The organism is Peptoclostridium litorale DSM 5388, from assembly GCF_900141635.1.
Lineage (GTDB): Bacteria > Bacillota > Clostridia > Peptostreptococcales > Peptostreptococcaceae > Peptoclostridium > Peptoclostridium litorale.
Window position 1 is genome coordinate 21,585 of sequence record NZ_FSRH01000019.1, and the last position, 23,932, is coordinate 45,516.

The following is a 23,932-nucleotide window of genomic DNA, read 5'->3' on the forward strand; positions in this document are numbered from 1 at the left end:
GATTATTACCCAAAAAATCCAGAGGAAAAGCCATGTAGATTAAATTTAGATTAAATCAGGGGAGTTTAAGGGGCATATGTGATAAAATATTATGAAATAGGAAAAGAAAGGGAGGAGAATGACATCACGGGCGACAAGAAAAAGGGAATACTAATGGGTATTCTAATAGGCTGCGTTGTAACAGCAGGACTGTTTGGAATATGGAGCAAGGTGAAGGATTTTGAATTCGGCAAAAAAGAGACAGAATATGAGCACGTAATAATGGGATGGGACTACCTTGCAGACAAGAAGTTTGTTTCGGAGAAATCAGCCGAGTCGGGATACAATACGGTGGCCCCCCTATGGTACAAGATAGAAGGGAGCAAGAGCGATATTGACGGAGTGAGGCTCAAGATAACCTCTGACAGCGAGTATGTGAATCTGGCTCATAAAAACGGGTATAAGGTCTGGGCCATGCTCTCGGACGGCTTTTCACCTACTAGAAGCAGGCTTATATTTGAAAATGAAGACAAGATGAACAGCATAATAGATACTATAGTTGAAGATGTGGATGCAAAGGGCATAGACGGAGTGAATGTGGACTTTGAAGGAGACGGAAGAAAAAACAGGGAAGGGTTTACACGGTTTGTGAGCATACTTTCTCAGAAGCTAAAGGAAAGCGGCAAGGTGATAAGCGTTGATGTGACGGGATACGACTCTTACAGCCTTTCATCGTACTACGACAGGGCGGAGCTTTCGAAAATGTGCGACTATATAATACTGATGGGATATGACGAACACTGGTCTGGAAGCAAGGTTGCGGGCTCAGTATCTTCTATAGGATGGGTTAAGGGAAATATTGAAAGCACTCTTGAAGAGGTTCCGCCTGAAAAATTGGTGCTTGGAATACCTTTTTACACGAGGACTTGGAGAGTGGTAGAAGGTCAGGGCGTAGAAGTGACAAACGCCTTTGTAAATGTAAGAAAGGCTCCTTCGACGGACGGTGAAAAGCTGGCAAGTGTGAAGAAAGGGACGTTCTACAAGCTGCTTGGAAGCGTGGATGGAGAGGAAATAGCGGGGAGTTCAAAGTGGTACAGTATAAACTACAATGGAAGCGAGGCATATGTACATTCGAAATATGTAAGTGCCTTAGACTACGGAAACGAGGGAAGGGCGTCTTCTAAAGCCCATGCCATAAGGATTCAAAACAACATGCTTAAGGAAAAGAACATGCAGGTGGCGCTCGACGAGGCTTCGGGACAAAATATTGCCGTATATGAAAATGGCGACGGAAGCCTTACCAAGATATGGCTTGAAGATGAGACGGCCATAAAAAAGAGGATGGAGATTGTAAAAGAGCTCGGCCTTGCCGGGGTTTCAGCATGGAGGCTTGGATATGAGGACGAGAGCACATGGAAGCATGTGGTTGAAGGGCTCTATGGCGAAAAATAGAATGTAATGAAAACATTAGGAGGAAAATATTATGAAATTTAAAAAATTGGGACTATTGGCCTTGGCAGGGGCGCTTGGGATTATGATTACTGCTGGATGCGCCAAGGAGGAAGCGCCAAATGAAGATGCAAACGCCAATCAGCAGGAGCAGGTTCAGGATGATGGATATTCTTCGGATTCTACGAAATCGGGATATGCTATTGAAAGGATGGAGCTGGATATTGCAGACGGCGGATCTGACAGCAGGGTGTACTACCCTAAAATGCAGGACTACAAGGGAGAGCTTACTCAGGACTATATAAACCAGAGTCTTGAAAATGCTGTGAAAATGTATGCCGACAAGGACAGCTATTCGAGCGCGCAAATAGACTACAACATAAAGAGGATGGATTCGGATGTGCTCAGCATTGTGTTTAAGGGGACAGCGGAGCCAAGAGGTCTAGGAAGAACCGTAAACATAATGAAAAGCGTGAACATAGACGTTGGAACATCAAACGAGATAACATATGATAATCTCGTGAAAGACGACGAGAGCATGAGGAAAGTGCTTGCACAAAAGCTAAAGGAGTCAAAAAATATGGAATTCGAGGCAGAAGGTATAAGGGTTTATTTTGACAACGGCAGCATAGTGTTCTTCTACATGCCTCTTGACGACAGCGCAGAAGAGTTCATCCAGATAGAGGTTCCTGAAGGCGAGATAGAGGACATTCTAAATAAAGAATTCGGGGAACATCCGGCAAGCTAAAAATAAATATTGGCGGAAGCATTACATGATATCGAAACAATATCTTTTATGCTATAATATGGGCATAGGCAGTAGTTGGAAGAAAATACAACTTCTGCCTGGCTCCATGTTGACTGTTTTTTTGAAAGGACGGCTGAATTATGGGCGAACTACTAAGCAGGAGATATTCGTTTAAGGAAGAAATTGCAAACAGCATAACACACGGAGTTGGAGTGATTTTCAGTATTGTGGCTCTCACTATGCTTCTTGTGTATGCAATATTGCAAAGAAGGGCAATATCAATAGTGGGCTTTAGCATATACGGTATATGCTCAATATCACTTTATCTGGCTTCAACTCTATACCACAGCTTCAAAAATGAAAAGGCAAAGAGGATACTCAGGATATTCGACCATTCCTCGATATATCTTTTTATAGCAGGGACGTATACCCCTGTCGCACTGCTTTCCATGAAGGGGTACTGGAGGATAGGAATACTGTCGGGAGTATGGGCAATAGCTATTCTAGGCATACTTTTCAAAGTTTTTACATATAAAAAAATTGACAAATACAAGGCATTTTCAATAGCGTTATATATAGTTATGGGATGGATTGTTGTAATAGCTGTAAAGCCAATGATTGAAAACGTGCCGATTGGTTTTTTCATGTGGCTGCTTGCGGGAGGGATAGTGTACACTGTAGGTACCGTGTTTTATGCAATAAAGAAAATACCTTACAACCATGCGATATGGCATTTGTTTGTGCTTGCAGGAAGCGTGCTCCACTTTTTGGGCATATTCATATACCTTGCATGAAAAATATGCTTTTAAGTGGATTTGCCACTGAATGAAAACTGCGGTAAACAGCATGCGAGGTTACAAAGAAATGGCAAAACCCGAAAGTCAAAATGATGGACTTTCGGGTTTTTTATATTCTTGATATTCAAAGCAGGCTGTTTAATATTCGAATGATTTTTATCTCTTTGCCCTTTCGTACTGATAAGGCCAGTATTCTATTTCAGATTTCAATTTTTCTGAAGCCTGAATGGGCCAGTAGGGATTCCTAAGAAGCTCTCTTCCGAGGAATATCATGTCAGCTCTTTTGTTTCTAATGGCCTCGTCAGCCATTGAAGGCTGAATTATAAGGCCCCCGGCTATCACAGGAAGCTCTGTGATGGCTTTTATTGTTTCGGCGAATTTCAGCTGATAGCCTTCATAAGACTGGACCGGAGCCGGGGTTACTCCTCCAGAGCTCACATTAACTATGTCAATCCCCTCGCATTTTACAATGTTTATCATCTGCGCAACGTCGTAGGGATTGTTTCCACATTTGTCGTAGTCGCTTGCAGATACCCTGAGGCATATAGGCTTTTCATCGGGCCATGACTTCCTCACTGCCCTTACTATTTTGTACAGGAAATTTGATCGCCTGACCATATCGCCACCGTAATTGTCGGACCTCATGTTTGTAACAGGAGACATGAACTGGTTTATCAAATAGCCGTGCGCCGCATGTATCTCTATTATGTCAAACCCGGCAGCATGCGCCCTTTCGGCAGCTTTTGCAAATGAGCTTATGACATCTTCTATGTCACTTTCATCCATTTCCCTTGGGGCGTGGTAGTCAGTGTCTTTGGTATCGAATGAAACCGGGCTGGCCGATATTATGTCTTCCCCCTTTACTACGCATTTCCTGCCTGCGTGGGCAAGCTGAACTCCTATCTTGGCGCCATGACTTTTTACATTTTGAACTATTTTCGAAAGCCCCTTCACGTGGGAATCGTCCCATATACCAAGGTCTCTTGACGATATCCGCCCTCTCTTCTCGACCGCAGTGGCCTCGAGCATTATTAGCCCAACTCCGCCTACAGCCCTTGTTCCATAATGAAGAGAATGCCAGTCTTTTGCATAGCCGTTTTCATCAGCGCTGTACATGCACATCGGGGCCATCATTATCCTGTTTCTTATGTCCATATTTTTTATGGATATTGAATCGAAAAGTCTTTTCATGAAAATACCTCCATATTATAGTATATATGCGGTTGAACTTGTGAAACTCACATGGAACTTAGGGTGAAAGACAGGCAAATGATTACACGCATGCCCAATTAATATTATTTCCAAATACTAAAAGAATAATCAGGTGTTTGTATTATATGGGATGTAAAATACTCCGGATTATATGGCTTTATGCGGGCTTAACGCGGAATATTCTGTTATAATTATGTTATACAAATGAGAATACTTATGGGAGTGTCGAATTATACCATGAGTAATAAAACCAAACTTATCGAGGAGAGCAGAGCATGAAGATAATCCACACGGGAGACTGGCATATAGGCAAGATAGTGCACAATATACACATGACTGACGACCAAAGATACATAATGGAAAGGTTCATGGACATACTGGAAAGGGAGAAGCCCGATGTAGTGATCATAGCAGGGGACATATATGACAGGTCGATACCGCCCGTTGAGGCCGTGGAGCTTTTGGACGAGGTCTTGTCTGGAATGCTAAAAAAGCTTGGAGTAAAGGTAATAGCGGCTGCGGGCAACCACGACAGCCCTGACAGGATAAATTTTGCAAGCAGCATATTAGTGGACAAAGGGCTTTACATGAGGGGCAGATTTGAAAATATCACAAATCCAGTAAGCCTCGAGGACGAGCATGGAAGGGTGAACTTTTATGTGGTTCCATATGCTGAGCCGGCGGTTGTGAGGTCGTATTTTGACAGGGAGGATATTAAAAGCCACGATGACGCCATGAAGGCTGTAACCCAGGCGATATATGAAAGCATGGACAAGAATGAGAGGAATGTATTTGTAGGACATGGATTTGTAACGTATACAAGTGGAGACGGCAAGGAAGAAGAGGCTCTGACAAGCGATTCGGAAAGGCCTCTTTCGATAGGCGGAAGTGAGCACGTGGATGTTTCGTATTTTGAAGGCTTCGACTATGTTGCGCTTGGGCACCTTCACAGGGCACAAAGGGTAAAGTTTGAAAACATAAGGTATTCGGGCTCCATAATGAAATACTCGTTTTCAGAGCACATGCACAAAAAATCGGTGACCTGCATTGAAATGGAAGAAAAAGGGGAGACATCCGTAAGCTTCGCAGACATGGAGCCTCTGAGGGACATGAGAGTAATAAAGGGAAGGCTTGAAGACCTTATAAAAAGCGAGATATATTCGCTTGGCAATGTAGATGACTATATAATGGCGGTTCTTACGGACAGGCAGGAGGTTTACGACGCCATAGGAAAGCTAAGGGCCGTATATCCAAACATACTGAAAATAGAGATGGAAGGAATTGAAAGAGAGGCAGGGGAGGACAGAAGCTCCGCTGCGGATGAGTTTGTGAAGAGGGATCCCATAGAGCTTTTTTGTGAATTTTACGAGAACATATCAGGCAAACCGTTTGACCATGAAAAGAGAGATGAGCTTGTTGAAATAACCCAGGCGATGGACATTGAAGGGAGGCGCTTGTAATGAGGCCCATAAAGCTTGTGATGAGGGCCTTTGGGCCCTATGCAAATGAAGAGAGCATAGATTTTAGGAAACTTGAAGGAAAGAACCTTTTCCTGGTGAGCGGACCCACAGGCTCGGGGAAGACGACCATATTTGATGCAATAAGCTTTGCAATGTACGGAGAGACCAGCGGGAATGAAAGAAGCGCTGAAAGCCTCAGAAGCCAGTTTGCAGACGAAAAGCTGCTCACCCAGGTGGAGCTTGAATTTGAACTGCGCGGGACAATATACCATATATCGAGAACTCCTAGGCAGATGAAGCCGAAGACCAGAGGAGACGGATATACGGAGCACGGGGCAAGTGCGGAGCTTCTAGTGCTTAGCGAAGGCGAGAAGAAGGTCGTAACAGGAATAAAGGACGTAAACGACAAAATTGAGTCTTTAATGGGCATAAACGCAGAGCAGTTCAGGCAGATAATGATGATACCTCAGGGAGATTTCAGAAGGCTTCTTACAGAAAACAGCCAGGAAAGGGAATCTGTTCTCCAGAAGATATTCGATACGGGAATATACAGGATGATCCAAAACGAGCTCCAGGCAAGGGCGAAGAAGCTGGGAACTGAAATAGAGAAGGAAAGATCTGTTGTGGATGCGTTTATAAACGGCATAGATTGCGGAGAACATGAAGACATAGGCAGCCTAATAGAACAAGAGGACAAAAACATAGAGGAGATAAGCATAGCACTTGAAAAGACAATAACAGCAGATGGAAATCTTTTGAAGGAGCTCAAAAAGGAAATGGAGCTCAAAAGAGAATTGATAGACAGGACAATAGAAGAAATGCAAAAGGCGAGGGAGACAAACAGGAAGCTGGAAGAGCTTGAAACGGCGAAAAAGACGCTGGAGGAAGAGCTAAAAAGGCAAAGCGACATGGATGACATCCATGTCAGGGCACAAAGAGGTGAAAGCGCTCTTATGGTGGCCGTGTTCGAGGAGAATTACATGGATAGGAAAAAAGAGCTCGATGAAAAAAGTAGAGCCTTTGCAAATGCGGCCGTTGATCTAAATGCGGCTGTTGAGCTGCATGACAAACTGCAAATAAGATACATGGAGGCGACTTCACAGGAGGCCCAGATTAAAATGCAGTCTCTGTCGGATGAAATATTAAAGTTGAGAGGCTACCTGGACAAGGTAAGAGGAATAAAAGGGCTGGAAACTTCTGCAAATGAGCTTGGAGGGGAATGCTTGCTTCTCCAGAAGCAAGGGGAATCGCAAAAGCTGGAAGTTAAAAAGCTGAGGGAAGAAGTACTGGGAATTGGAGCTGAAAGAGACAGATCAAAAGATGCCCAGATAGAGCTTGAAAAGACATTTGCAAAGCTTTCCGGAATAAAGGATGTAATGGAAAAGCTAAAAAGAGTCATTCATGTTTACGAGCAGCTGCAAGGGGCGGAAAAAGAGTCGTTGGAAGACGAAAAACTATTAAAGAGCGCAAATGAAGCATACGACAAAAAAGCTCAAAAGCTGGACGAAATGACCCGAAAATACAATATGAACCAGGCAGCCTACCTTGCGAGGGACCTTATGCCTGGAAAGCCCTGCCCGGTATGCGGATCGACTCACCATGAAAAGCTCGCCCAGTTTTCAGACGACGCTCCTTCTAGCGAGGATGTTGAAAAGGCCGCAGAAAGTTTGGAAAAATCAAGAAGGGAAAAGAGCGAGCTGGAAAAGCAGCACATAAAAAGTGCACAAAAAGTCGAGCAAAAAGAGGGAGAGCTTTATGAAAGGTTCAACGATGCATTCAAATATGAAGCTTCAAAAACGGATAGGGATTCAGTGCTACAAATGGCAAGGCTGGAGTATGGAAAAAGCGGGAAGGCAGCCGAAGCAATTGAAAAAGAGATTGAGGAGCTTGAAAAGCTAGGCAGGGCTGCAAAGGCCCATATTGAAAAAATAGATGAAAACACAAAAAAAATAGGGCTGCTTGAAGAGGAAGCCGAAAAAACGGCAAAAACCCTTGAAGAGAAAAAGGCGCATCATCAAAAGAGCGTTACATTGCTGGATCAGATATACAAAGAGGTGCCGGAAGAAATAAGGGAATATGAAGCGCTTGAGAAGCTGATAAGCAGTAGGGAAAGGCAAAGAGACCGTGAAAGGGAGGACCTTGAAAATATCAGGAAGGATCTTGAAAATGCAATGGGCAAAAGGGCATCCCTTGAATCATTGAAAGTGCAGCTTGAAAAGGACAGCGAGAAGCTGAAAAATATAGTTGAAAAGGCAAAAGAGGAATTTAAATCCGGAGCAAATGAAGCGGGTTTTGAAGGATACAATGAATATGTTGATTCAAAGCTTGAAAAAAAGCAGATTGAAAGATATAAAAAACAGGCTGAAGAATATAGACAAAATGTGTATACTTTAAAAAAGCAGATTGAAAACTTAAAACGCGAAACTGCGGGAACAGCCATTGCAAACATCGATGAAATGAAAAAAAACAAAAAAGGGCAGAGCCAAGAGCAGGAAGAAATAATGAAAAAAATGAGCATGGTTGAAAAGAGATCATCCAAAAACAGGGGGATACTCGGGGACATAGACTCAAGAATGAAAATCATAGGACAGCGCGAAAAAAGATACGGACTTGTAGCACAGATTGCAAAAATAGCAAATGGGAAGAATTCAAAGCAGATGACTTTTGAAAGATATGTGCTTGCGGCGTTTTTAGAGGACATACTCAGCGCTGCGAATTCAAGGCTTAAAAAGATGAGCTCGGGAAGGTATGAACTGCTCAGAACAGAGGAGCTTGAGCGGAAAAACAAGCAAAGCGGACTTGAGCTGAAGGTATTTGACAATTATACAGGCAAGGCAAGGCATGTAAAGACGCTTTCAGGCGGTGAAAGCTTCAAGGCTTCGCTCTCGATGGCGCTGGGGCTTTCAGATGTAGTCCAGTCGCACTGCGGCGGTGTGAGGCTCGATACAATGTTTATAGACGAGGGATTTGGAACTCTCGACCCCGAATCGCTGGATAGCGCCATAGGCTGCCTTATAGACCTTCAAAAATCAGGAAGGCTGGTCGGAATAATATCCCATGTTCCAGAGCTAAAGGAGAGAATAGATGCAAGACTTGAGGTATATTCCACAAGCAGCGGAAGCACCACTGAATTTTTAGTGATGTAGATTGGAGATGTGAATATATGTATACATTCTTGGCCAGGCAGCCTATATTTGACAGGAAACAGAAGGTCTATGCATACGAAATATTTTATAGAAGCAGCATGGCCAACAGGGCTGGAAATATTATAAAGCAAGATGAAGCCACTTCGAAGGTGATAATAGACACATTTCAGAATTTCGGAATAAAAAAGCTCACAGGGGGCAAACCGGCATTTATAAATTTCACTGAGAATCTCATAAAGGACGAGGTCGCAACACTGTTCTCCCAAAAGCTTTTGGTGGTTGAAATACTCGAGCACGTAAAGCCGGACAAACAGATAGTTGAAAAATGCATTCGACTCAAGGAAAGAGGCTACAAGCTGGCGCTTGACGACTTTGTATATTCGGATGAATACAGGCCCCTTATGGACATAGCGGATTTTGTGAAAGTGGACTTTTTGAATATGGAAAGGCATGAAATACTTGAAACGGTCAAAATGTTCAAGGGCACCAATGTAAAACTGCTCGCGGAAAAAGTCGAGACCCTTGAAGATTTTGAATACGCAAAAAAACTCGGATTTGCGCTTTTTCAGGGCTTTTTTTTCAGCAAGCCCGAAATACTTTCGGCAAAGAGCCTCTCGCCCCTTAAGATAAGCTATATGAAGCTTGTGGAAAAAGTAAACAGGGACGAAATGGATTTCAATGAGCTTGTAGATGTCATAAGAATGGACCTGTCGCTTAACTACAATATTTTAAGGCTTGCAAATTCATCATATTTTGGGTTCAGGAATGAAATAAGGTCAGTGCGCCATGCGCTTGTGGCTATAGGAGAGCAGGAGATAAAAAAATGGGTGATACTAATGGCTCTCAAGGGAATTGGAAAAGACCAGCCAGACGAAATCGTCAGGCAGTCCCTCATAAGGGCGAGATTTGCAGAGCTGATAGCCAGCAGGACTGTTTTTGGGGCTCTCAAGGAGGAGCTTTTCATGGCAGGACTGTTTTCGATGCTTGACGTACTTTTAAGCAGACCTATTGTGGAAATACTGTATGAAATGAGGATTTCCGACGACATAAAGGATTTGCTTTTAAAAGACAGGGGGCCTCTTGTGCACATATACAGGTTTGTAATAGCCTATGAAAGAGGCCGATGGGATCAGGCAATGGAACATATGAAGATTCTTGGAATAAGCCAAAAGAACGCAATCGATTCATACATAGAGGCCATACTTTGGTGCGACGGAATTATGGAAGAATGCTAAACCGGAATAAAAAGGCGGCCCCTTCGAGGAGCCGCCTTTTTATTCCGAAGTTAGATATATATGCTGTTTTTCGACTTCTGAAAGGACCTTGAATACTTCTTTTATTTTGGGGGAACATACGCTGTCCATGTTTTTTTCGTAAAATGCAACGGCGTGTATTTCTCTTGAATGAGCCTCTTTTATGAGGAGTACGTCGCTTGAAAGCTTCTCATAATATGTAGGCTTTGTAAGCGTTGGAAGGCTTTCAAAACCGCCCATTTTCATGTGGATTCGCGCATGCATCATCTCTATGTTGCTTAGGTCATCGAACATGATTTTAGTATTTTCGTCTTTTGCAAGCTTTGAGGCCTCGCTATAGAATTCTCCGTTGAACACTTCGAGCTTCATGGCCTTGTCAAGAACATCCAGGGTCACTTGGTCGAGAGATTCGTCTATTTGAATAAATATGTCGCCTTCGGATGAAATGTATGGGCTGTCAGCTCCGCAAAACGGACAGTACAGATTCTCAAAACTGTTGCCGTTTAAAAATGAATTCTTGTTTATGTGAATATTGGATGAATTTACATTCATACCGCATATAAGGCATTTGAAAGATTCCACTTCATTTCCTCCTTCTTGTGTTCATGCAGCTTTTTTGTTTTTAATTTCGACTATTTTTTGGGCCATCCATCTTATGTCGTCGTCTATGAACCTGTGGTGTATCTTGCTGACGTCAAATCTGAAAAGCTTGAATGCGAGCTGTACAAAATGACCTATTGTAAGGGCTATTATCACTGTGCCTATCCCGAAGAAACCTCCAAGAAAATATCCCACTGTGAGAGCAGAAATTTCAATTGAATTTCTTATGAACTGAACGGACTTGCTTGATCTTTTTGCAATGACAACCATGAGTCCGTCCCTTGGGCCAGAGCCAAGCTCTGCACTCATATAATAGTAGCTGCCTATGCCTATCAGAAACATTCCTCCTGATATCATAAAAATTTGAAAGGGCAGGCTGGAAACAACAGGGATTATGTTGTTTAGCATCAAAAAATCCATGAAAAGCCCTATGAGGACTGTGTTTAAGAGTGTTCCCCAACCAAGCCTTTCACCAAAGAAACTTGTGAATATAACTATTACAAATCCCGTACATATGCTGGCTTGACCGATTGTTATGCCCGTTTTGAGAGAGACGCCCTGGTGGAAAACATCCCACGGGCCAAGTCCCAGACCGGCGTTTATCAGCATGACTATCCCTACGGAACATATGAATAAGCCGAATAAAAGCTTTGAAAACCTTATTATTATATCCTTCATCATAAAATTGATAACCTCCGTGCAAAATTAAATTTGCAAAATAAAAAAGTTGACATTGAACCTGTTTTGGATACAGTATTTTTATATATTCCATTCTATCAAATTTACAGGCGCATAACTACAAAAAATAATAATATGTCAATAAATATCGACTAAAAAGGATTGATAATGCGTTTAATATGGAATATACAAATATATAATGTGATATGGGAAGCGCAAACTGAAAAATAAAAAGACAGAAGCCAGGAGGGTTCAGATTGAAAGACATTAATGAAAAGATATCGGGAAGATATGACAGGATTGCAAGGATATATGATATTTTGGAGGAGCCCATGGAAAAAATGGTCCTTTCCAGATGGAGAGAAGAGCTTATGTATGAACTTGAAGGGAAAATACTTGAAATCGGCGTTGGAACCGGTAAAAATATAGAATACTATCCTGAAGGCGCAGACATAACAGCTATAGACTTTAGCGGTAAAATGCTTCAAAGGGCAGAAGATCGAGCGGTAAGACTCGGGAAAAATGTCAAGCTCATGCTGATGGACGCACAGGATATGGAATTTGAAGACAATACTTTCGATACTGTATTTACCACGTGTGTATTTTGTTCGGTACCCGATCCTGTAAAGGGGCTTAGGGAAATAATGAGAGTGTGCAGGGATGGAGGGAAAATAATAATGATAGAGCACGTCAGAAGCGAAGGAAGAATAGTTGGGGCGCTTATGGACATATTGAATCCATTGGTAGTAACCTCTTATGGAGCCAACATAAACAGGAGAACTGTTGAAAATGTAAGGGCTGCGGGATTTACGGACATACATGTGGAAAATCTATGGAAGGACATAGTCAAGAAGATAGTCATACACAATGTAAAAAAGCCGCATATAAGGCCTTGATCATCTGGCGTTTTATATAAAAATGAAAATTGTGATCGAGTTCTGAATGTTGTATATATTTACAATAAAGGATTTTAATTCGTTTTCGAAATTTCAAAAAACAAAGCCGCTACTGAAGTAGCGGCTTTGTTTTCAATATTTATCTTAAGAATTTTGAAACAAATGGAGAAGTTTCTCCTCTTCTCATAAAATGTCCCGAAGGTCCCTCGCCTAAGAATTCAGAGAACCAAGATTCATGTTCAATTTCTTCATTGAGTATTGCCAATGCCAAGTCATAAGTCCTGTGGTCCTTGCCTGCAGTCATGTTGCATATTTCAGTGTAACCTCTGACAGCGCATCTTTCTGCGTTCACTAAAACCTTTAGCATTTCCTCGACATTTGTCGGATCTGCCGGTAGATTCGCGGGAGGACATGCTGATATATCGTGAAATGCCTTCATGTCATCTGGCAGCTTTCCACCAAGCTCATATATCCTGGGCACGAGCGCCTCAAAGTGATTCCTGTCCTCTATTCGTGCAACCTCGGCTATCTCCTTTACGCCTTCGCCCTTGAGTCCAATGAGGTTGGCACGGAGAATAGTGTAATAATAATAGGTGGTCAGCTCTGCCGATGCGTTTTTTATAAGTAGTTCAAGTAGCTTATCAACATCAACACCTGATTTTTCAACCATCTCTCTCGCAACTCTTGCCATCTTAAACAACACTCCTTTCGAATTTCAAATCATCATATCTTCATATCCAATGCTATTTGTTTGTGAATACTACACTTTTGCACCTACCTTATACTGCACTTGGAGGAGAGTCCGGATCATATTTGCTCATAATAAAAATAGCCTTTGTCGGGCAAGCCACCATGCAAGCGCCATCTCCAATGCAGTTTTCTGGACGAACTATTTTAGCGATGCCATCTTTAATCTCCAACACATCAGGTCCAAGCTTTTTACACAATGCAACGCAATGTCCGCAGCCAAGACATCTAATCTCGTTAATCTCTGGAATATTCCCCTTACAAAGGTTCTTCCGTAAGCCTGGGCCACTTCCACTTCGATTTTCTTGTTTGCCACGATAATACCTCCTCTTATTTTCCGGCTAGTTCAATTCCTTTTTTACCCATTCCATACCCTGTTACTATATTTCCAATTTTTTTATAAATACCCCTTACTTTTTCATTTAATTATTCTTTGGCAAATTTTTTGAATTACATACTGCAATTAATTTCACAATCGGCCTTATATCAAAATCACTCTTAAGCACTGCACATTATAAAAAGCTGTGGCATGAATAAAAATTTTCAATATCAAACGCAGTAGTCCACGGGTTCGTTTTCTTTGTTTTTTGTGCACTTTAGCTCGCCTTTTGAGTGTAGTAGATGAAGCATTGCATTGAATGCGCTTTCGGTTTTCAGGCCCGAGCTCGTCATGACGTGGGCCGGATTCTCAAGATAGCTTCCCTGTCCCCCTATGGCTGATAAAATGAGGTCCTTTTTTTCATTGTAAAACTCTTCTATGAATTTTTCAGCCTTCTTGGTCTTATTGTAATCCTCATCAAGGTAGCCGTCATCTATTAGATGCTTGTCCGGCGGAGCATCTTCTATATAGTACTGCGCAAGGTCTGCAAAAAGCTTTTCTCTTTTCATAATAACCCCTCCAATGTAGTTTTATTCTTATAATTTATTCCCCAAAAAACAAGTGTGCAATCTCTTTGGAATTTAAAAGAGACTGCACACTTGTTTTATTATGGAGGAATTTAATATGAAAAAGCTATTTGTATTTATCTATTGAAAGAAGATAATCAAGTTTTTCAGGATCTATAGGCCAGCCTATTTCACGGGCCGTGTCCATCATTGCGTGGATGTTTTGGATGGGCGTCTCAACGGGAAGCCCGCATCCGGGCATTATCATAAAGCCCTTTGGACTGTCCCAAGCGGCTTTTACGCATTTTATGGTTTCTTTCCTGACGTCTTCAGGGCTTCCGAGGAACATTACATTTGATGGGTCGACGTTTCCGGCTATTTTAACCCTGTCGCCTATGGCATCGACGCAGGTTCTAAGATCTACAACATTGTCTATGCTGAAAGCATCTATTCCTATGTCGACAAGATCCTCAAATATCCCCTCGGTCTTTCCGCATATGTGTATTGAAACTCCCTTGCCCCTTGATTTGAGGTGGGAAACGAGCCTTTTGATATATGGCTTTGCAAATTCCCTGAAATGCTTTGGACTTACAACAGTACATGAAGACATTGGCTCTGCTATGCCGGGAGTCATTCCCTGCTCTATGGCTGCATCCGCAAAGCTTATACAGCTTTGCAGAGATATTTCACAAAGCCTGTGGACTGCTTCTGGATTTTTTAGCATGAGCTTTATAAGACGCTCTACGCCTATCAGGAAAAAGGCGCTAGTGAAAGGTCCGACTACAAGTGCCGAGCAGGGAACCTGCAAGCCGATTTCATCATATACATATTTCATGGACTCAAGGTGCAGGGGAAGCCTGCCGTCCTTGTACGGATCTATAGGTTCAAGATGATCAATCTGGGAGACATCTGTTATTGCAGGTTCGAGAAGGTCCGGAGTGTCGTCCAAGGGGAACTTCATCTTTGCGCCCATAGCCTCTGAAAGGGTGAAAAGGTCTGTGAATACCTTTGCACCGTCGAGGCCGAATGTCTTGTATGTTGCAATTACAGAGCTTGCAAGAGCTCTAGCGTCTGTGTTGAACTCTGAGATCTTTCTGCCGTTTATTCTGGCTATACCGCATGAAAGGTTAGGATTGCACTGTATCCTGTCAACCCTTTCACCCTTGGCCATGGCCGCTGCGCGATCAAGGGGATTCATTCGGTCTTTAAGCACTCTTAACACCTCTTTTTAGCTTGCTTTCAACTATCTCTTTTGCAAGCTTTGCAGCTCTTGAGGCTTCAGGGGCGTATCCGTCGGCGCCTATCTTGTCGGCGAAGCTTTGAGATATAGGGCCGCCGCCAACCATTACAACTACGTCGTCTCTTATGCCCTCCGATTTCAAAAGGTCTATAACGATTTGCATGTTGTTCATTGTTGTAGTCATGAGAGTTGAAAGCCCTATGACGCAGGCGCTTATTTCCTTCGCCTTTGCAACGAAGTCCTCAGGAGGGACATCCCTTCCCATGTCTACAACTTCAAATCCCACAGTTTCAAGCATTATTTTGAAAAGGTTCTTCCCTATGTCGTGAGTGTCTCCTTGAACCACTCCAACAACGGCCCTTAGCTTTTCCTCGCTGTCATCGTATCTAAGGTGAGGAGTAATAACGTCAAGCCCCCTGTACATTGCATCGGAACACATAAGAAGTTCAGGTATGTAGTATTCCTCTTCTTCGTACAGCTTTCCGGCCCTGTCCATCCCTACGGCAAGCCCCTCGTTTATTGCATCGAACGCTTCAAATCCGTTGTCTATGTACTTGTTTGAAAGCTCTTCAACCAGGTCCTCTTCCATTTCAACAACGGCGTCAGACAGTTCGCTTATTAAGTTATATTTGATTTCAGACATAAAGTACCCTCCCGTATAATCGATTTATAAAAATACTAAACGCATGACACATAATGCGGATAAAAACACATTTTTACAAACCAACTATAACTCAAAAATATCTGCTGTTCAAATTGAAAAATATTATATGAAAAATAACAGTATAGATAAATTTGATAAAGAAAAACGAGCATAATCAGGCTGCACTGGAGATATGTGCTGAAGAGCTTTTAAATACAGGATTTTGGGTTGGATGCATTCATAATATAAACATGAACAATTAATGAATACAAATCTGATCACTGTGAAAAGATTGACTGTATTTGAGATTACTGAAAAAAAGATTTATAAAGATGTAAAAAATAGGTATACTATACACATGAATTATAAAAAAATTCCAATATAGCAGAATGATTCCATAAATGGAGTTGAAATGTATAGTGGGAAGCACGTTATTTATACATGTGTATTTAAAAATAGGTTATAGGAGTTGTGTGATATATGAAATATTTTGCCCATTCTTCAGATGGAAAGCAATGGCAGACCATGCTGGAACACTTGGAACAAACGGCTAAAATAGCAAGTCGTAATGCATTGAAGTTTAATGCACGAGACTTTGGATACATATGCGGACTTCTGCACGATGTAGGGAAGTATTCACTAGAATTTCAGGAAAAACTTAAGGGGAAGAGCGTGAAAGTTGACCATTCCACAGCAGGAGCGCAAGAGGTTTTGAGGCTTTATGGTGACGCTCTTGGAATACTATTGGCATATTGCATAGCAGGTCACCACAGCGGACTACCAGATTACGGTTCACAAGCGTCGACAGAAGGGACTCTCTGTTCAAGAAAAACTAAGGATATGCCGGATTACAGCGCATATAAAGAAGAGATTAATTTGGATGATATGGAGAAGAATCTGGCAGTTCCGGTTAAACCTCTGGGTAATTTTATGGGCTTTACGCTGTCTTTTTTTATAAGGATGCTTTATTCTTGCCTTGTGGATGCTGATTTCATAGATACGGAACAGTACATGTCTGATGAAGCAAATCAGAGGGGCAATAATCTGAATATTGAAAATTTGAATGGACGATTGAAACGGTTCATGGGGAATTTTAAATGTGACGAGAGCAAAATAAATAAAAAAAGAGAAGAGATATTAAAATGCTGCATGGAGTTTTCGTTGAGCCCCCCTGGACTATATTCGCTGACAGTACCAACAGGAGGCGGAAAAACATATTCTTCACTTGCATTTGGGCTCAATCACGCCGATGTGAATGGACTTGAAAGAATAATATATGTAATACCATATACCAGCATAATAGAGCAAAATGCAAAGGTATTCAAGAATGTGCTTGGAGAAGAAAATGTGCTGGAACATCACTGCAACTATCAATTTGAGAATTCGGACAATGAATATATCCAAAGTCTCAATGAAAAACTAAGGCTTGCGTCTGAAAACTGGGACATCCCGATTGTAGTAACGACTAATGTTCAATTTTTCGAGTCGATTTTTTCAAACAGGAGCTCAAAATCCAGGAAAATACACAATATGTCAAAAAGCGTAATAATATTTGACGAAGCTCAAATGCTGCCTCTGGAATACTTAAAGCCTTGTCTTTTGGCGATTTGCGAACTTGTCAAAAATTATGGCTCAACAGCGATATTGTGTACAGCCACTCAGCCTGCAGTGAATGATATTTTCCCGGAGTTTGCGACGCCTAAGGAGATAATGGAAGATCCAAGACAACTTTATCAAGACTTCAAAAAGGTGAGGGTTTTGAGCAAGGGTGAAATTGAAGATGAGGAACTTGCAAATGAGATGAATGAGCTTGAGCAGGTGCTTTGCATAGTAAATACACGGAAACACGCAAAAAAGATATGTAAACTACTGAAGGGAAAGGTTTTCCACTTGAGCACACTCATGTGTCCCGAACACAGAAAAGAAACACTTGATGAAATCAGAAGGAGGCTTGAAGGCGGGCAGCAGTGCAGGGTGGTTTCAACCCAGCTTATAGAAGCCGGGGTTGACGTTGACTTTCCGGTTGTATACAGAGCTATGGCAGGCATAGACTCGATTGTCCAATCGGCGGGGAGATGTAATAGAGAAGGACGGATGAAAGAAGGAATGGTTTTTGTATTCAATCCGGCTTCTCAGGAGGCAAAATCAAAGGGGTATCTTGCAAGGACGGCAAAAGTGGCTGAAATGGTTTTTAGAAAATACGAAGATCCGATTTCTCTTGAAGCGATCGATTTTTACTTTAAACTGCTGTATGACATAGAGGGAGAAGAAACCTTTGATAAGAAGGGGATAATAGACTGCTTTGAAGAACGGGGCAGACATCTGGAGTTTGATTTTAAGACGGCTGCCCAAAAATTCAAACTGATTGAAAATGATATGAGGTCCGTTGTGATACCATATGATGCAAGGGCAAATGAGATATTGGAAGAGGCAAAGTATAGCCCTTATCCAATGAGCTCGGCAAGAAAACTGCAGCCATATACGGTGTCCATTTATGAACATGAATACAGGATGCTGGTTAAAAATACTGCTCTGAAAACAGTTAATGACAGATTTACAGTGCTTGACGACTTAAAAAACGGATATGATGACAATACGGGCCTTATAATACCTGAGGATATGTCTGGAGAAGGAATATTTATTTAAAGGCAGGAGGTTGAAAAATGGGATATGGGATTAAGTTGAAGGTCTATGGTGATTACGCCTGTTTTACAAGGCCGGAAATGAAGGTGGAGCGTGTAAGCTATGATGTTATGACTCCGTCTGCAGCAAGGGGGATAATTGAAGCTATTTACTGGAAACCAGCGATACGTTGGATTGTGGACAGGATTCATGTGATTAACGAAATCAAGTTTACAAACATAAGGCGAAATGAGATCAGCCAGAAAATTCCAAAGGGGAATATTAAAAAGGCCATGGATGGAAAGTCTGTGGAATTGTATCAGGTTGCGCCGGACATAAGGCAACAAAGAGCGGCCTTGGTGCTAAGAGATGTATGCTACATAATAGAGGCTCATTTTGAAATGACTGACAAAGCGGGAGAGGATGACACTCCGCAAAAGCACTACAATATAGCTCTCAGAAGGATGAGGCAGGGGAAGTGTTACCATCAGCCGTATTTTGGAACCAGGGAGTTTTCGGTGAAATTCGAGCATGTGGATGGTGATGTGGAAAAGAGTTTTTACAAGGGGGAGAGGGACCTTGGCTGGATGCTCTGGGACATAGACTTTAAAAATGATATGGCTGCTATATTTTATAGGGCAAATATGAAAGACGGGGTTGTTGACGTGGAAGAACTTAAGAGAAAGGGGTGATCAAAAGGTGATTATAGATGCATTGAAAAGGTATTATGAAATTCTTGCGGAAGATGAAAAAAGCGGAGTGCCGCCATATGGCTATAGTAGTGCAAAAGTTGGATTTGCGTTCAATATATCACTCCAAGGGAAACTGCTCGATGTTATTCCCCTGAAAGAGCAGGTGCAGTCGGGGAAAAAGACAAGACTGGTTCCAAGGATAATGATAGTGCCAGAACAAAGTGTGAGAGCAGCAGGAATCAAGTCGAACTTCATGTGTGATAACAGCACATATGTTATGGGAGTTGATAACAAGGGAAAGCCTAAAAGGTCAATAGAAGCTTTTGAAGCATTTAAAAAGCTGCATGAAGACATATTGAAAGATGCAGAGGGAGACCACGCAAAGGCTGTGCTGTCATTTTTAAACAGATGGGAAATTGAAAATGCAAAAACACATCCTGCTCTTCTGGACTCCGTTGAGGAAATCATGGAAGGAAGCAATATAGTATTTAAATTGGATGGCAATAAGGGATATATTCACGAGGACAGGGAGATAAAATCCCTGTGGGATGAATACATCTTAAAATGCGAAGATGACGTTGTAGGTCAGTGCCTTATAACGGGGGAATACGGCCCGATAGAGAGGATACACCCCAATGTAAAGAATGTGAAAAATGCCCAGTCGAGCGGGGCGTCCATAGTGTCGTTTAATGAACTGTCATATGAGTCCTATGGAAAAAAGCAAAGCTACAATTCGCCTATAGGTAAATATTCAGCTTTTGCGTATACGGCGATGTTAAATCACATGCTTTCGAGCAACAAGCAAAAGATTCAGGTCGGGGATGCGACAACTGTGTTCTGGGCTGAGAGTCCTGAAGAGATATACAGGGATTTGGCAGCCGAGCTTTTCAACCCTTTTGCAGAGAAGAGCGCGAAAAAAGGCAATAGTGAATACAGAAGGAGCGAAAAAACTGAAGTGTTGGTAAAAGACGTGATTTCAAGGGCGAAAGCAGGGATGAAAATCGGAGACGTCGACAGCGATATTGACCCGAAGACCAAATTTTACATACTGGGCCTTTCGCCGAATGCAGCCAGGATTTCGATAAGATTTTTCCATGCAGACAGTTTTGGAGGTTTTGTAGAAAAAACAGTGCAGCACTATAGGGATTTGGAAATTGTAAAAGATTTTAAAGAAAGGACAGATAACATTCCTATGTGGATGCTTTTACAGGAGACGGCATCGCCTAAAGGCAGGGAAAAAGAAGTCAACCCTCTTTTGGCGGGTTCGCTCATGCGTTCAATAGTAAATGGAGCAGGGTACCCATCGATACTATTCAATGCCATCATGGGGAGAATAAGGGCTGATATGGACGATAAGGACAAGAATATCCAAAAGATAAACTATGTAAGAGCATCGATAATAAAGGCGTATTTGACCAGAAAAGCGAGGATACAAAATAACAAAAAGGTAGAGGAGGTTTTAACAGTGAGCTTGAATGAAAATGCAACGAATGTCGAATATCTGCTGGGAAGACTTTTTGCAGTATTGGAAAAGGCGCAGCAGGATGCCAATCCGGGAATTAATGCAACCATAAAGGATCGTTATTTTTCATCAGCGTCTGCAACTCCAGCTGTCTCATTTCCAATACTGCTGAGACTTGCACAGCATCATGTTTCTAAGTCTGAGTATGGCTACTCCATAGACAGGAAGATTGAAGCCATAATGGACAAAATAGGCAGTTTTCCAGCACATTTGACGCTTGAGCAGCAGGGAATTTTTGTGCTGGGGTATTATCATCAAAGGGTGGCGCTATTCCAAAAATCAAGTGATTCAAAAAAATAAAATTCAGATATGGAGGTTTTAAGAATGGGTGAGTCGATAAAAAATCGTTATGAATTTGTGATACTTTTTGATGTTGAAAATGGAAATCCGAATGGAGACCCGGATGCAGGGAATATGCCAAGAATTGACCCGGAAACCGGACATGGGATTGTGACCGATGTGTGTATAAAAAGAAAAATCAGAAATTATGTAGAAATTTTAAAGGAGGACAGCGAAGGATATAAGATATATGTAAAGGAAGGCGCAGTGCTTAACAAGCAGCATGAAACGGCGTATATAGGACTTGGAATTGACGTTAAGGATGATAAAAAGGCGAAGGCTAACCGTGAACCACTAAGGGACTTCATGTGCAAAAATTTCTATGACATACGTGCTTTTGGAGCGGTTATGACTACAAAGATCAACTGTGGCCAGGTTAGAGGGCCTATCCAGATAAACTTTGCAAGAAGCATAGACCCTATAGTTACTCAAGAGGTTACAATAACAAGAATGGCTGTAACAACTGAAAAGGATGCTGAAAGCAAAACTAATGAAATGGGAAGAAAGCACATAGTGCCGTATGCACTTTACAAGACCGAAGGATATATATCCGCGAATATAGCAAAGAAAACGACGGGTTTTTCAGAAACAGACCTGGAGCTTTTGTGGGAAGCAATAATAAATATGTTCGAACATGACCATTCGGCGTCAAGAGGAAAAATGGCTGTCAGAAAGCTGATTGTATTTGAACATGAGTCGGAACTTGGAAATGCACCTTCGCATAAATTATTTGATCTTATAGATGTGAAGAAAAAAGAGGAAAATATGACTGCAAGAGCATATTCAGACTATAACGTTAAAATAGATTCAAGTTCTGTTCCAAATGGCGTTAAAATAATCGAGAAGCTTTAGAAATGAAATATAGTGAAGATGAAATGCTTATGCTTTCAGGGATACAACACTTTTATTTTTGCAAAAGGCAATGGGCTCTTATTCATGTGGAAAATCAGTGGGTTGAAAATGTCAGAACTATTGAAGGCAAGCATATACATGAAAAGGCTGATGATCCGTTTATAGTTGAAACAAGAGGAGATATTGTAATAGCAAGATCGGTCCCAGTTTCGTCAAGTGAAATCGGACTATATGGAATTGCAGACGTTATAGAATTTAGAAGAACAAAGAATGAAGGAGTAAGTTTTTCAGACAAAGAAGGTCTTTGGATGCCCGTTCCAGTTGAGTATAAAAGGGGAGAGCCAAAAGATGATGCAAGGGACGAGGTGCAGCTTTGTGCACAGGCTATGTGCCTTGAAGAAATGCTTGGCTTGAAAATTGAAAAAGGATATATTTTTTATAATTCGATAAAAAGAAGAACTGAGGTTGATTTTGACAAGGGTTTGAGAGCTAGCGTAATAAAATTATCGAAAGAAATGCACAGCATGTTTAACGAGAAGAAGACACCAAAAGCAAGGAGAGAGAAATATTGTAGGGCCTGTTCGATGGAAGAAGTGTGTCAGCCTAAAGTAACTGGGAAGAGGTGTAGGGTTAAAGACTATATAAAAAAGGGGTTGGCAGAGGAATGAAAAAGCTGTTGAATGTACTTTATGTGACAACTCCGGATTCTTATTTGTCAAGAGATGGCGAGAATGTGGTTATAAAAGTGAAGAATTTAGAAAAATTCAGAATGCCCATACATAACTTGGAGGGAATTATATGCTTCGGGTATACGGGGGCAAGTCCATCATTGATGGCTTTGTGCGCAGAGCGAAATGTTGGACTATCTTTTCTAAGTGAAAATGGGCACTTTTATGCAAGGGTTACAGGCAAAACGACTGGGAATGTAATTCTTAGAAGGGAGCAATACAGGCAGGCGGATAATCTTGAGAAGGCTCTTGATGTAGCCCGAAATTGCATAACAGCCAAAATAGGCAACAGCAGGACAGTTTTGAAAAGGTCAATCAGGGATCATTCAAGTTCGCTTGATTCGGATAAGCTGAAAAGAGTTTGTGAAGGACTTACGTATAAGATCGACCGTATAGAAAGGTGCTCAGGACTAGATGAACTTAGAGGAGTGGAAGGTGATGCAGCAAGGGAGTATTACTCTGCTTTTGATGAGTTGATTCTTTGCCAAAAGGAAGCTTTCTATATGAAAGAACGTACACGCAGACCTCCAATGGATAATATGAATGCACTGCTATCGTTTTTATACACTATTCTTGCTCATGATGTCCAGTCGGCGATTGAATCAGTCGGTCTTGACCCGTATGTAGGATTTTTGCACAGAGACAGGCCTGGAAGGGCGGGTTTGGCATTAGATATTATGGAAGAGCTTAGGCCCTACCTAGCAGATCGGGTTGCACTTACATTGATTAACCGCAGGCAGATTACCGAAAAGGGTTTTGTTAAAAAGGAAAGCGGGGGTATAATTATGGATAAGGATACCCGAAAACAGGTTCTTTTGACATGGCAAAAAAGAAAACAGGACAAGATAATGCATCCTTTCTTAGGTGAAAAAATCCAAGTAGGTCTTTTGCCATATGCTCAAGCTCTATTGATGGCCAGGTTTTTAAGAGGAGACTTGGATGGATACCCTCCATTTTTATGCAGATAGAAAGGAGCAGATATTATGTTGGTGCTGATTACTTACGATGTTAGAACTCAAAGTGCAGCGGGACAGAAAAGGCTGAGAAATATAGCAAAGCAGTGTAAGAACTATGGTCAAAGAGTCCAAAATTCAGTGTTTGAATGCTTGGTGGACCCAGTGCAGTTTGCAGAACTTAGAAATAAGTTGGAAAACATAATGGACAAGGAAAAAGATAGCATTAGATACTACTACTTGGGTAAAAATTGGAAGAATAGAGTTGAGCACGTAGGAGCAAAAGAGGGATATGATCCAGAAGGTTTTTTGATGCTTTAGGCTAGCTGCGAATATAAAGCACACATTTAAACAGAGGGGCATTCGCAGAAAGTGCATATGGCTTATGCTTGGTGAAACAACGAGTTTTTATAATTGAATAATATAATACAGAAAATAGAGGTTCGCGAAAATGGTTTGTAAAACCATTGTAAAATCAATGTTTTTTAGAG

Annotated in this window: 23 protein-coding genes; 14 read left to right on the forward strand and 9 right to left on the reverse strand. The window is 41.7% G+C overall.

What is annotated here, in order from left to right:
• Positions 1-78 precede the first annotated feature (78 nt).
• From BUQ87_RS13830 to trhA, 3 genes are all read left to right on the forward strand, one after another.
• Complete coding sequence (locus BUQ87_RS13830; protein ID WP_052635888.1) at positions 79-1,431, forward strand: glycosyl hydrolase family 18 protein; 1,353 nt, start codon at positions 79-81, stop codon at positions 1,429-1,431.
• A 31-nt stretch (positions 1,432-1,462) separates the two neighbouring features.
• On the forward strand, positions 1,463-2,176 hold the full coding sequence (locus BUQ87_RS13835) for a hypothetical protein (protein WP_038261430.1): 714 nt from the start codon (positions 1,463-1,465) through the stop codon (positions 2,174-2,176).
• 140 nt (positions 2,177-2,316) lie between these two features.
• On the forward strand, positions 2,317-2,970 hold the full coding sequence (gene trhA / locus BUQ87_RS13840; RefSeq protein ID WP_038261429.1) for a PAQR family membrane homeostasis protein TrhA: 654 nt from the start codon (positions 2,317-2,319) through the stop codon (positions 2,968-2,970).
• Between the two features lie 159 nt (positions 2,971-3,129).
• Here trhA and namA read toward each other — a convergent pair whose 3' ends face one another.
• Positions 3,130-4,164, reverse strand: coding sequence for an NADPH dehydrogenase NamA (namA, locus tag BUQ87_RS13845; RefSeq protein ID WP_038261426.1), 1,035 nt, complete (start codon positions 4,162-4,164; stop codon positions 3,130-3,132).
• A 296-nt stretch (positions 4,165-4,460) separates the two neighbouring features.
• On the opposite strand from namA, the gene BUQ87_RS13850 reads away from it, so the two are divergent.
• The 3 genes from BUQ87_RS13850 to BUQ87_RS13860 are packed head-to-tail and all read left to right on the forward strand — an operon-like array spanning position 4,461 to position 10,026.
• The gene (locus BUQ87_RS13850) at positions 4,461-5,645 is read left to right on the forward strand and encodes an exonuclease SbcCD subunit D (protein WP_038261422.1); all 1,185 of its coding nucleotides are present in this window, start codon (positions 4,461-4,463) and stop codon (positions 5,643-5,645) included.
• The gene (locus BUQ87_RS13855) at positions 5,645-8,791 is read left to right on the forward strand and encodes an AAA family ATPase (protein ID WP_052635887.1); all 3,147 of its coding nucleotides are present in this window, start codon (positions 5,645-5,647) and stop codon (positions 8,789-8,791) included. Before BUQ87_RS13850 ends, BUQ87_RS13855 begins: the two co-directional genes overlap by 1 nt.
• Positions 8,792-8,808: 17 nt before the next feature.
• Positions 8,809-10,026, forward strand: coding sequence for an EAL and HDOD domain-containing protein (locus tag BUQ87_RS13860; protein ID WP_038261419.1), 1,218 nt, complete (start codon positions 8,809-8,811; stop codon positions 10,024-10,026).
• A 39-nt stretch (positions 10,027-10,065) separates the two neighbouring features.
• Here the strand turns inward: BUQ87_RS13860 and BUQ87_RS13865 are convergent, their stop codons facing one another.
• Positions 10,066-10,626, reverse strand: a complete 561-nt coding sequence (locus BUQ87_RS13865; RefSeq protein WP_242943848.1) for a ferritin family protein — start codon at positions 10,624-10,626, stop codon at positions 10,066-10,068.
• Positions 10,627-10,647: 21 nt separating this feature from the next.
• Complete coding sequence (locus BUQ87_RS13870; RefSeq protein WP_143182483.1) at positions 10,648-11,325, reverse strand: YczE/YyaS/YitT family protein; 678 nt, start codon at positions 11,323-11,325, stop codon at positions 10,648-10,650.
• A 254-nt stretch (positions 11,326-11,579) separates the two neighbouring features.
• Between BUQ87_RS13870 and BUQ87_RS13875 the strand changes: the two genes are divergently transcribed.
• Entirely contained in the window at positions 11,580-12,218 is a 639-nt protein-coding gene (locus BUQ87_RS13875; protein ID WP_038261415.1) for a class I SAM-dependent methyltransferase, read from the forward strand.
• A gap of 139 nt (positions 12,219-12,357) precedes the next feature.
• Here BUQ87_RS13875 and dps read toward each other — a convergent pair whose 3' ends face one another.
• The 6 genes from dps to BUQ87_RS13900 all read right to left on the reverse strand — a co-directional run bounded on the left by dps (position 12,358) and on the right by BUQ87_RS13900 (position 15,733).
• A complete protein-coding gene (dps, locus tag BUQ87_RS13880) occupies positions 12,358-12,909 on the reverse strand; it encodes a DNA protection during starvation protein (RefSeq protein WP_038261412.1) in 552 nt (183 codons plus the stop codon).
• 88 nt (positions 12,910-12,997) lie between these two features.
• Positions 12,998-13,141, reverse strand: coding sequence for a 4Fe-4S binding protein (locus BUQ87_RS15875; RefSeq protein WP_242943851.1), 144 nt, complete (start codon positions 13,139-13,141; stop codon positions 12,998-13,000).
• Positions 13,108-13,281 carry a hypothetical protein gene (locus BUQ87_RS15620; RefSeq protein WP_242943852.1) on the reverse strand — a complete coding sequence of 58 codons (174 nt, stop codon included), beginning with the start codon at positions 13,279-13,281 and terminating at the stop codon, positions 13,108-13,110. Before BUQ87_RS15620 ends, BUQ87_RS15875 begins: the two co-directional genes overlap by 34 nt.
• Before the next feature lie 233 nt (positions 13,282-13,514).
• Positions 13,515-13,853, reverse strand: coding sequence for a hypothetical protein (locus tag BUQ87_RS13890; protein ID WP_038261408.1), 339 nt, complete (start codon positions 13,851-13,853; stop codon positions 13,515-13,517).
• Between the two features lie 124 nt (positions 13,854-13,977).
• Positions 13,978-15,063 carry a uroporphyrinogen decarboxylase family protein gene (locus BUQ87_RS13895; RefSeq protein WP_242943849.1) on the reverse strand — a complete coding sequence of 362 codons (1,086 nt, stop codon included), beginning with the start codon at positions 15,061-15,063 and terminating at the stop codon, positions 13,978-13,980.
• Positions 15,056-15,733: a corrinoid protein gene (locus tag BUQ87_RS13900; RefSeq protein WP_038261405.1), complete on the reverse strand. Its 678-nt coding sequence runs from the start codon at positions 15,731-15,733 to the stop codon at positions 15,056-15,058. Before BUQ87_RS13900 ends, BUQ87_RS13895 begins: the two co-directional genes overlap by 8 nt.
• 480 nt (positions 15,734-16,213) lie before the next feature.
• On the opposite strand from BUQ87_RS13900, the gene BUQ87_RS13905 reads away from it, so the two are divergent.
• From BUQ87_RS13905 to cas2, 7 genes are read left to right on the forward strand one after another with little or no spacing between them, the layout of a single operon-like run.
• Positions 16,214-18,379, forward strand: a complete 2,166-nt coding sequence (locus BUQ87_RS13905) for a CRISPR-associated helicase/endonuclease Cas3 (protein ID WP_038261403.1) — start codon at positions 16,214-16,216, stop codon at positions 18,377-18,379.
• A gap of 17 nt (positions 18,380-18,396) precedes the next feature.
• Positions 18,397-19,047 carry a type I-C CRISPR-associated protein Cas5c gene (gene cas5c / locus BUQ87_RS13910; protein ID WP_038261400.1) on the forward strand — a complete coding sequence of 217 codons (651 nt, stop codon included), beginning with the start codon at positions 18,397-18,399 and terminating at the stop codon, positions 19,045-19,047.
• Positions 19,048-19,054: 7 nt separating this feature from the next.
• Positions 19,055-20,869, forward strand: a complete 1,815-nt coding sequence (cas8c, locus tag BUQ87_RS13915) for a type I-C CRISPR-associated protein Cas8c/Csd1 (protein WP_038261397.1) — start codon at positions 19,055-19,057, stop codon at positions 20,867-20,869.
• A gap of 24 nt (positions 20,870-20,893) precedes the next feature.
• A complete protein-coding gene (gene cas7c, locus BUQ87_RS13920) occupies positions 20,894-21,760 on the forward strand; it encodes a type I-C CRISPR-associated protein Cas7/Csd2 (RefSeq protein ID WP_038261394.1) in 867 nt (288 codons plus the stop codon).
• 2 nt (positions 21,761-21,762) lie between these two features.
• Complete coding sequence (gene cas4, locus BUQ87_RS13925; protein ID WP_038261391.1) at positions 21,763-22,428, forward strand: CRISPR-associated protein Cas4; 666 nt, start codon at positions 21,763-21,765, stop codon at positions 22,426-22,428.
• Positions 22,425-23,456, forward strand: coding sequence for a type I-C CRISPR-associated endonuclease Cas1c (cas1c, locus tag BUQ87_RS13930; protein WP_038261388.1), 1,032 nt, complete (start codon positions 22,425-22,427; stop codon positions 23,454-23,456). The genes cas4 and cas1c overlap by 4 nt, the downstream gene beginning before the upstream one ends.
• Before the next feature lie 15 nt (positions 23,457-23,471).
• The gene (gene cas2, locus BUQ87_RS13935) at positions 23,472-23,762 is read left to right on the forward strand and encodes a CRISPR-associated endonuclease Cas2 (RefSeq protein ID WP_038261386.1); all 291 of its coding nucleotides are present in this window, start codon (positions 23,472-23,474) and stop codon (positions 23,760-23,762) included.
• The last annotated feature ends 170 nt before the right edge of the window (positions 23,763-23,932 follow it).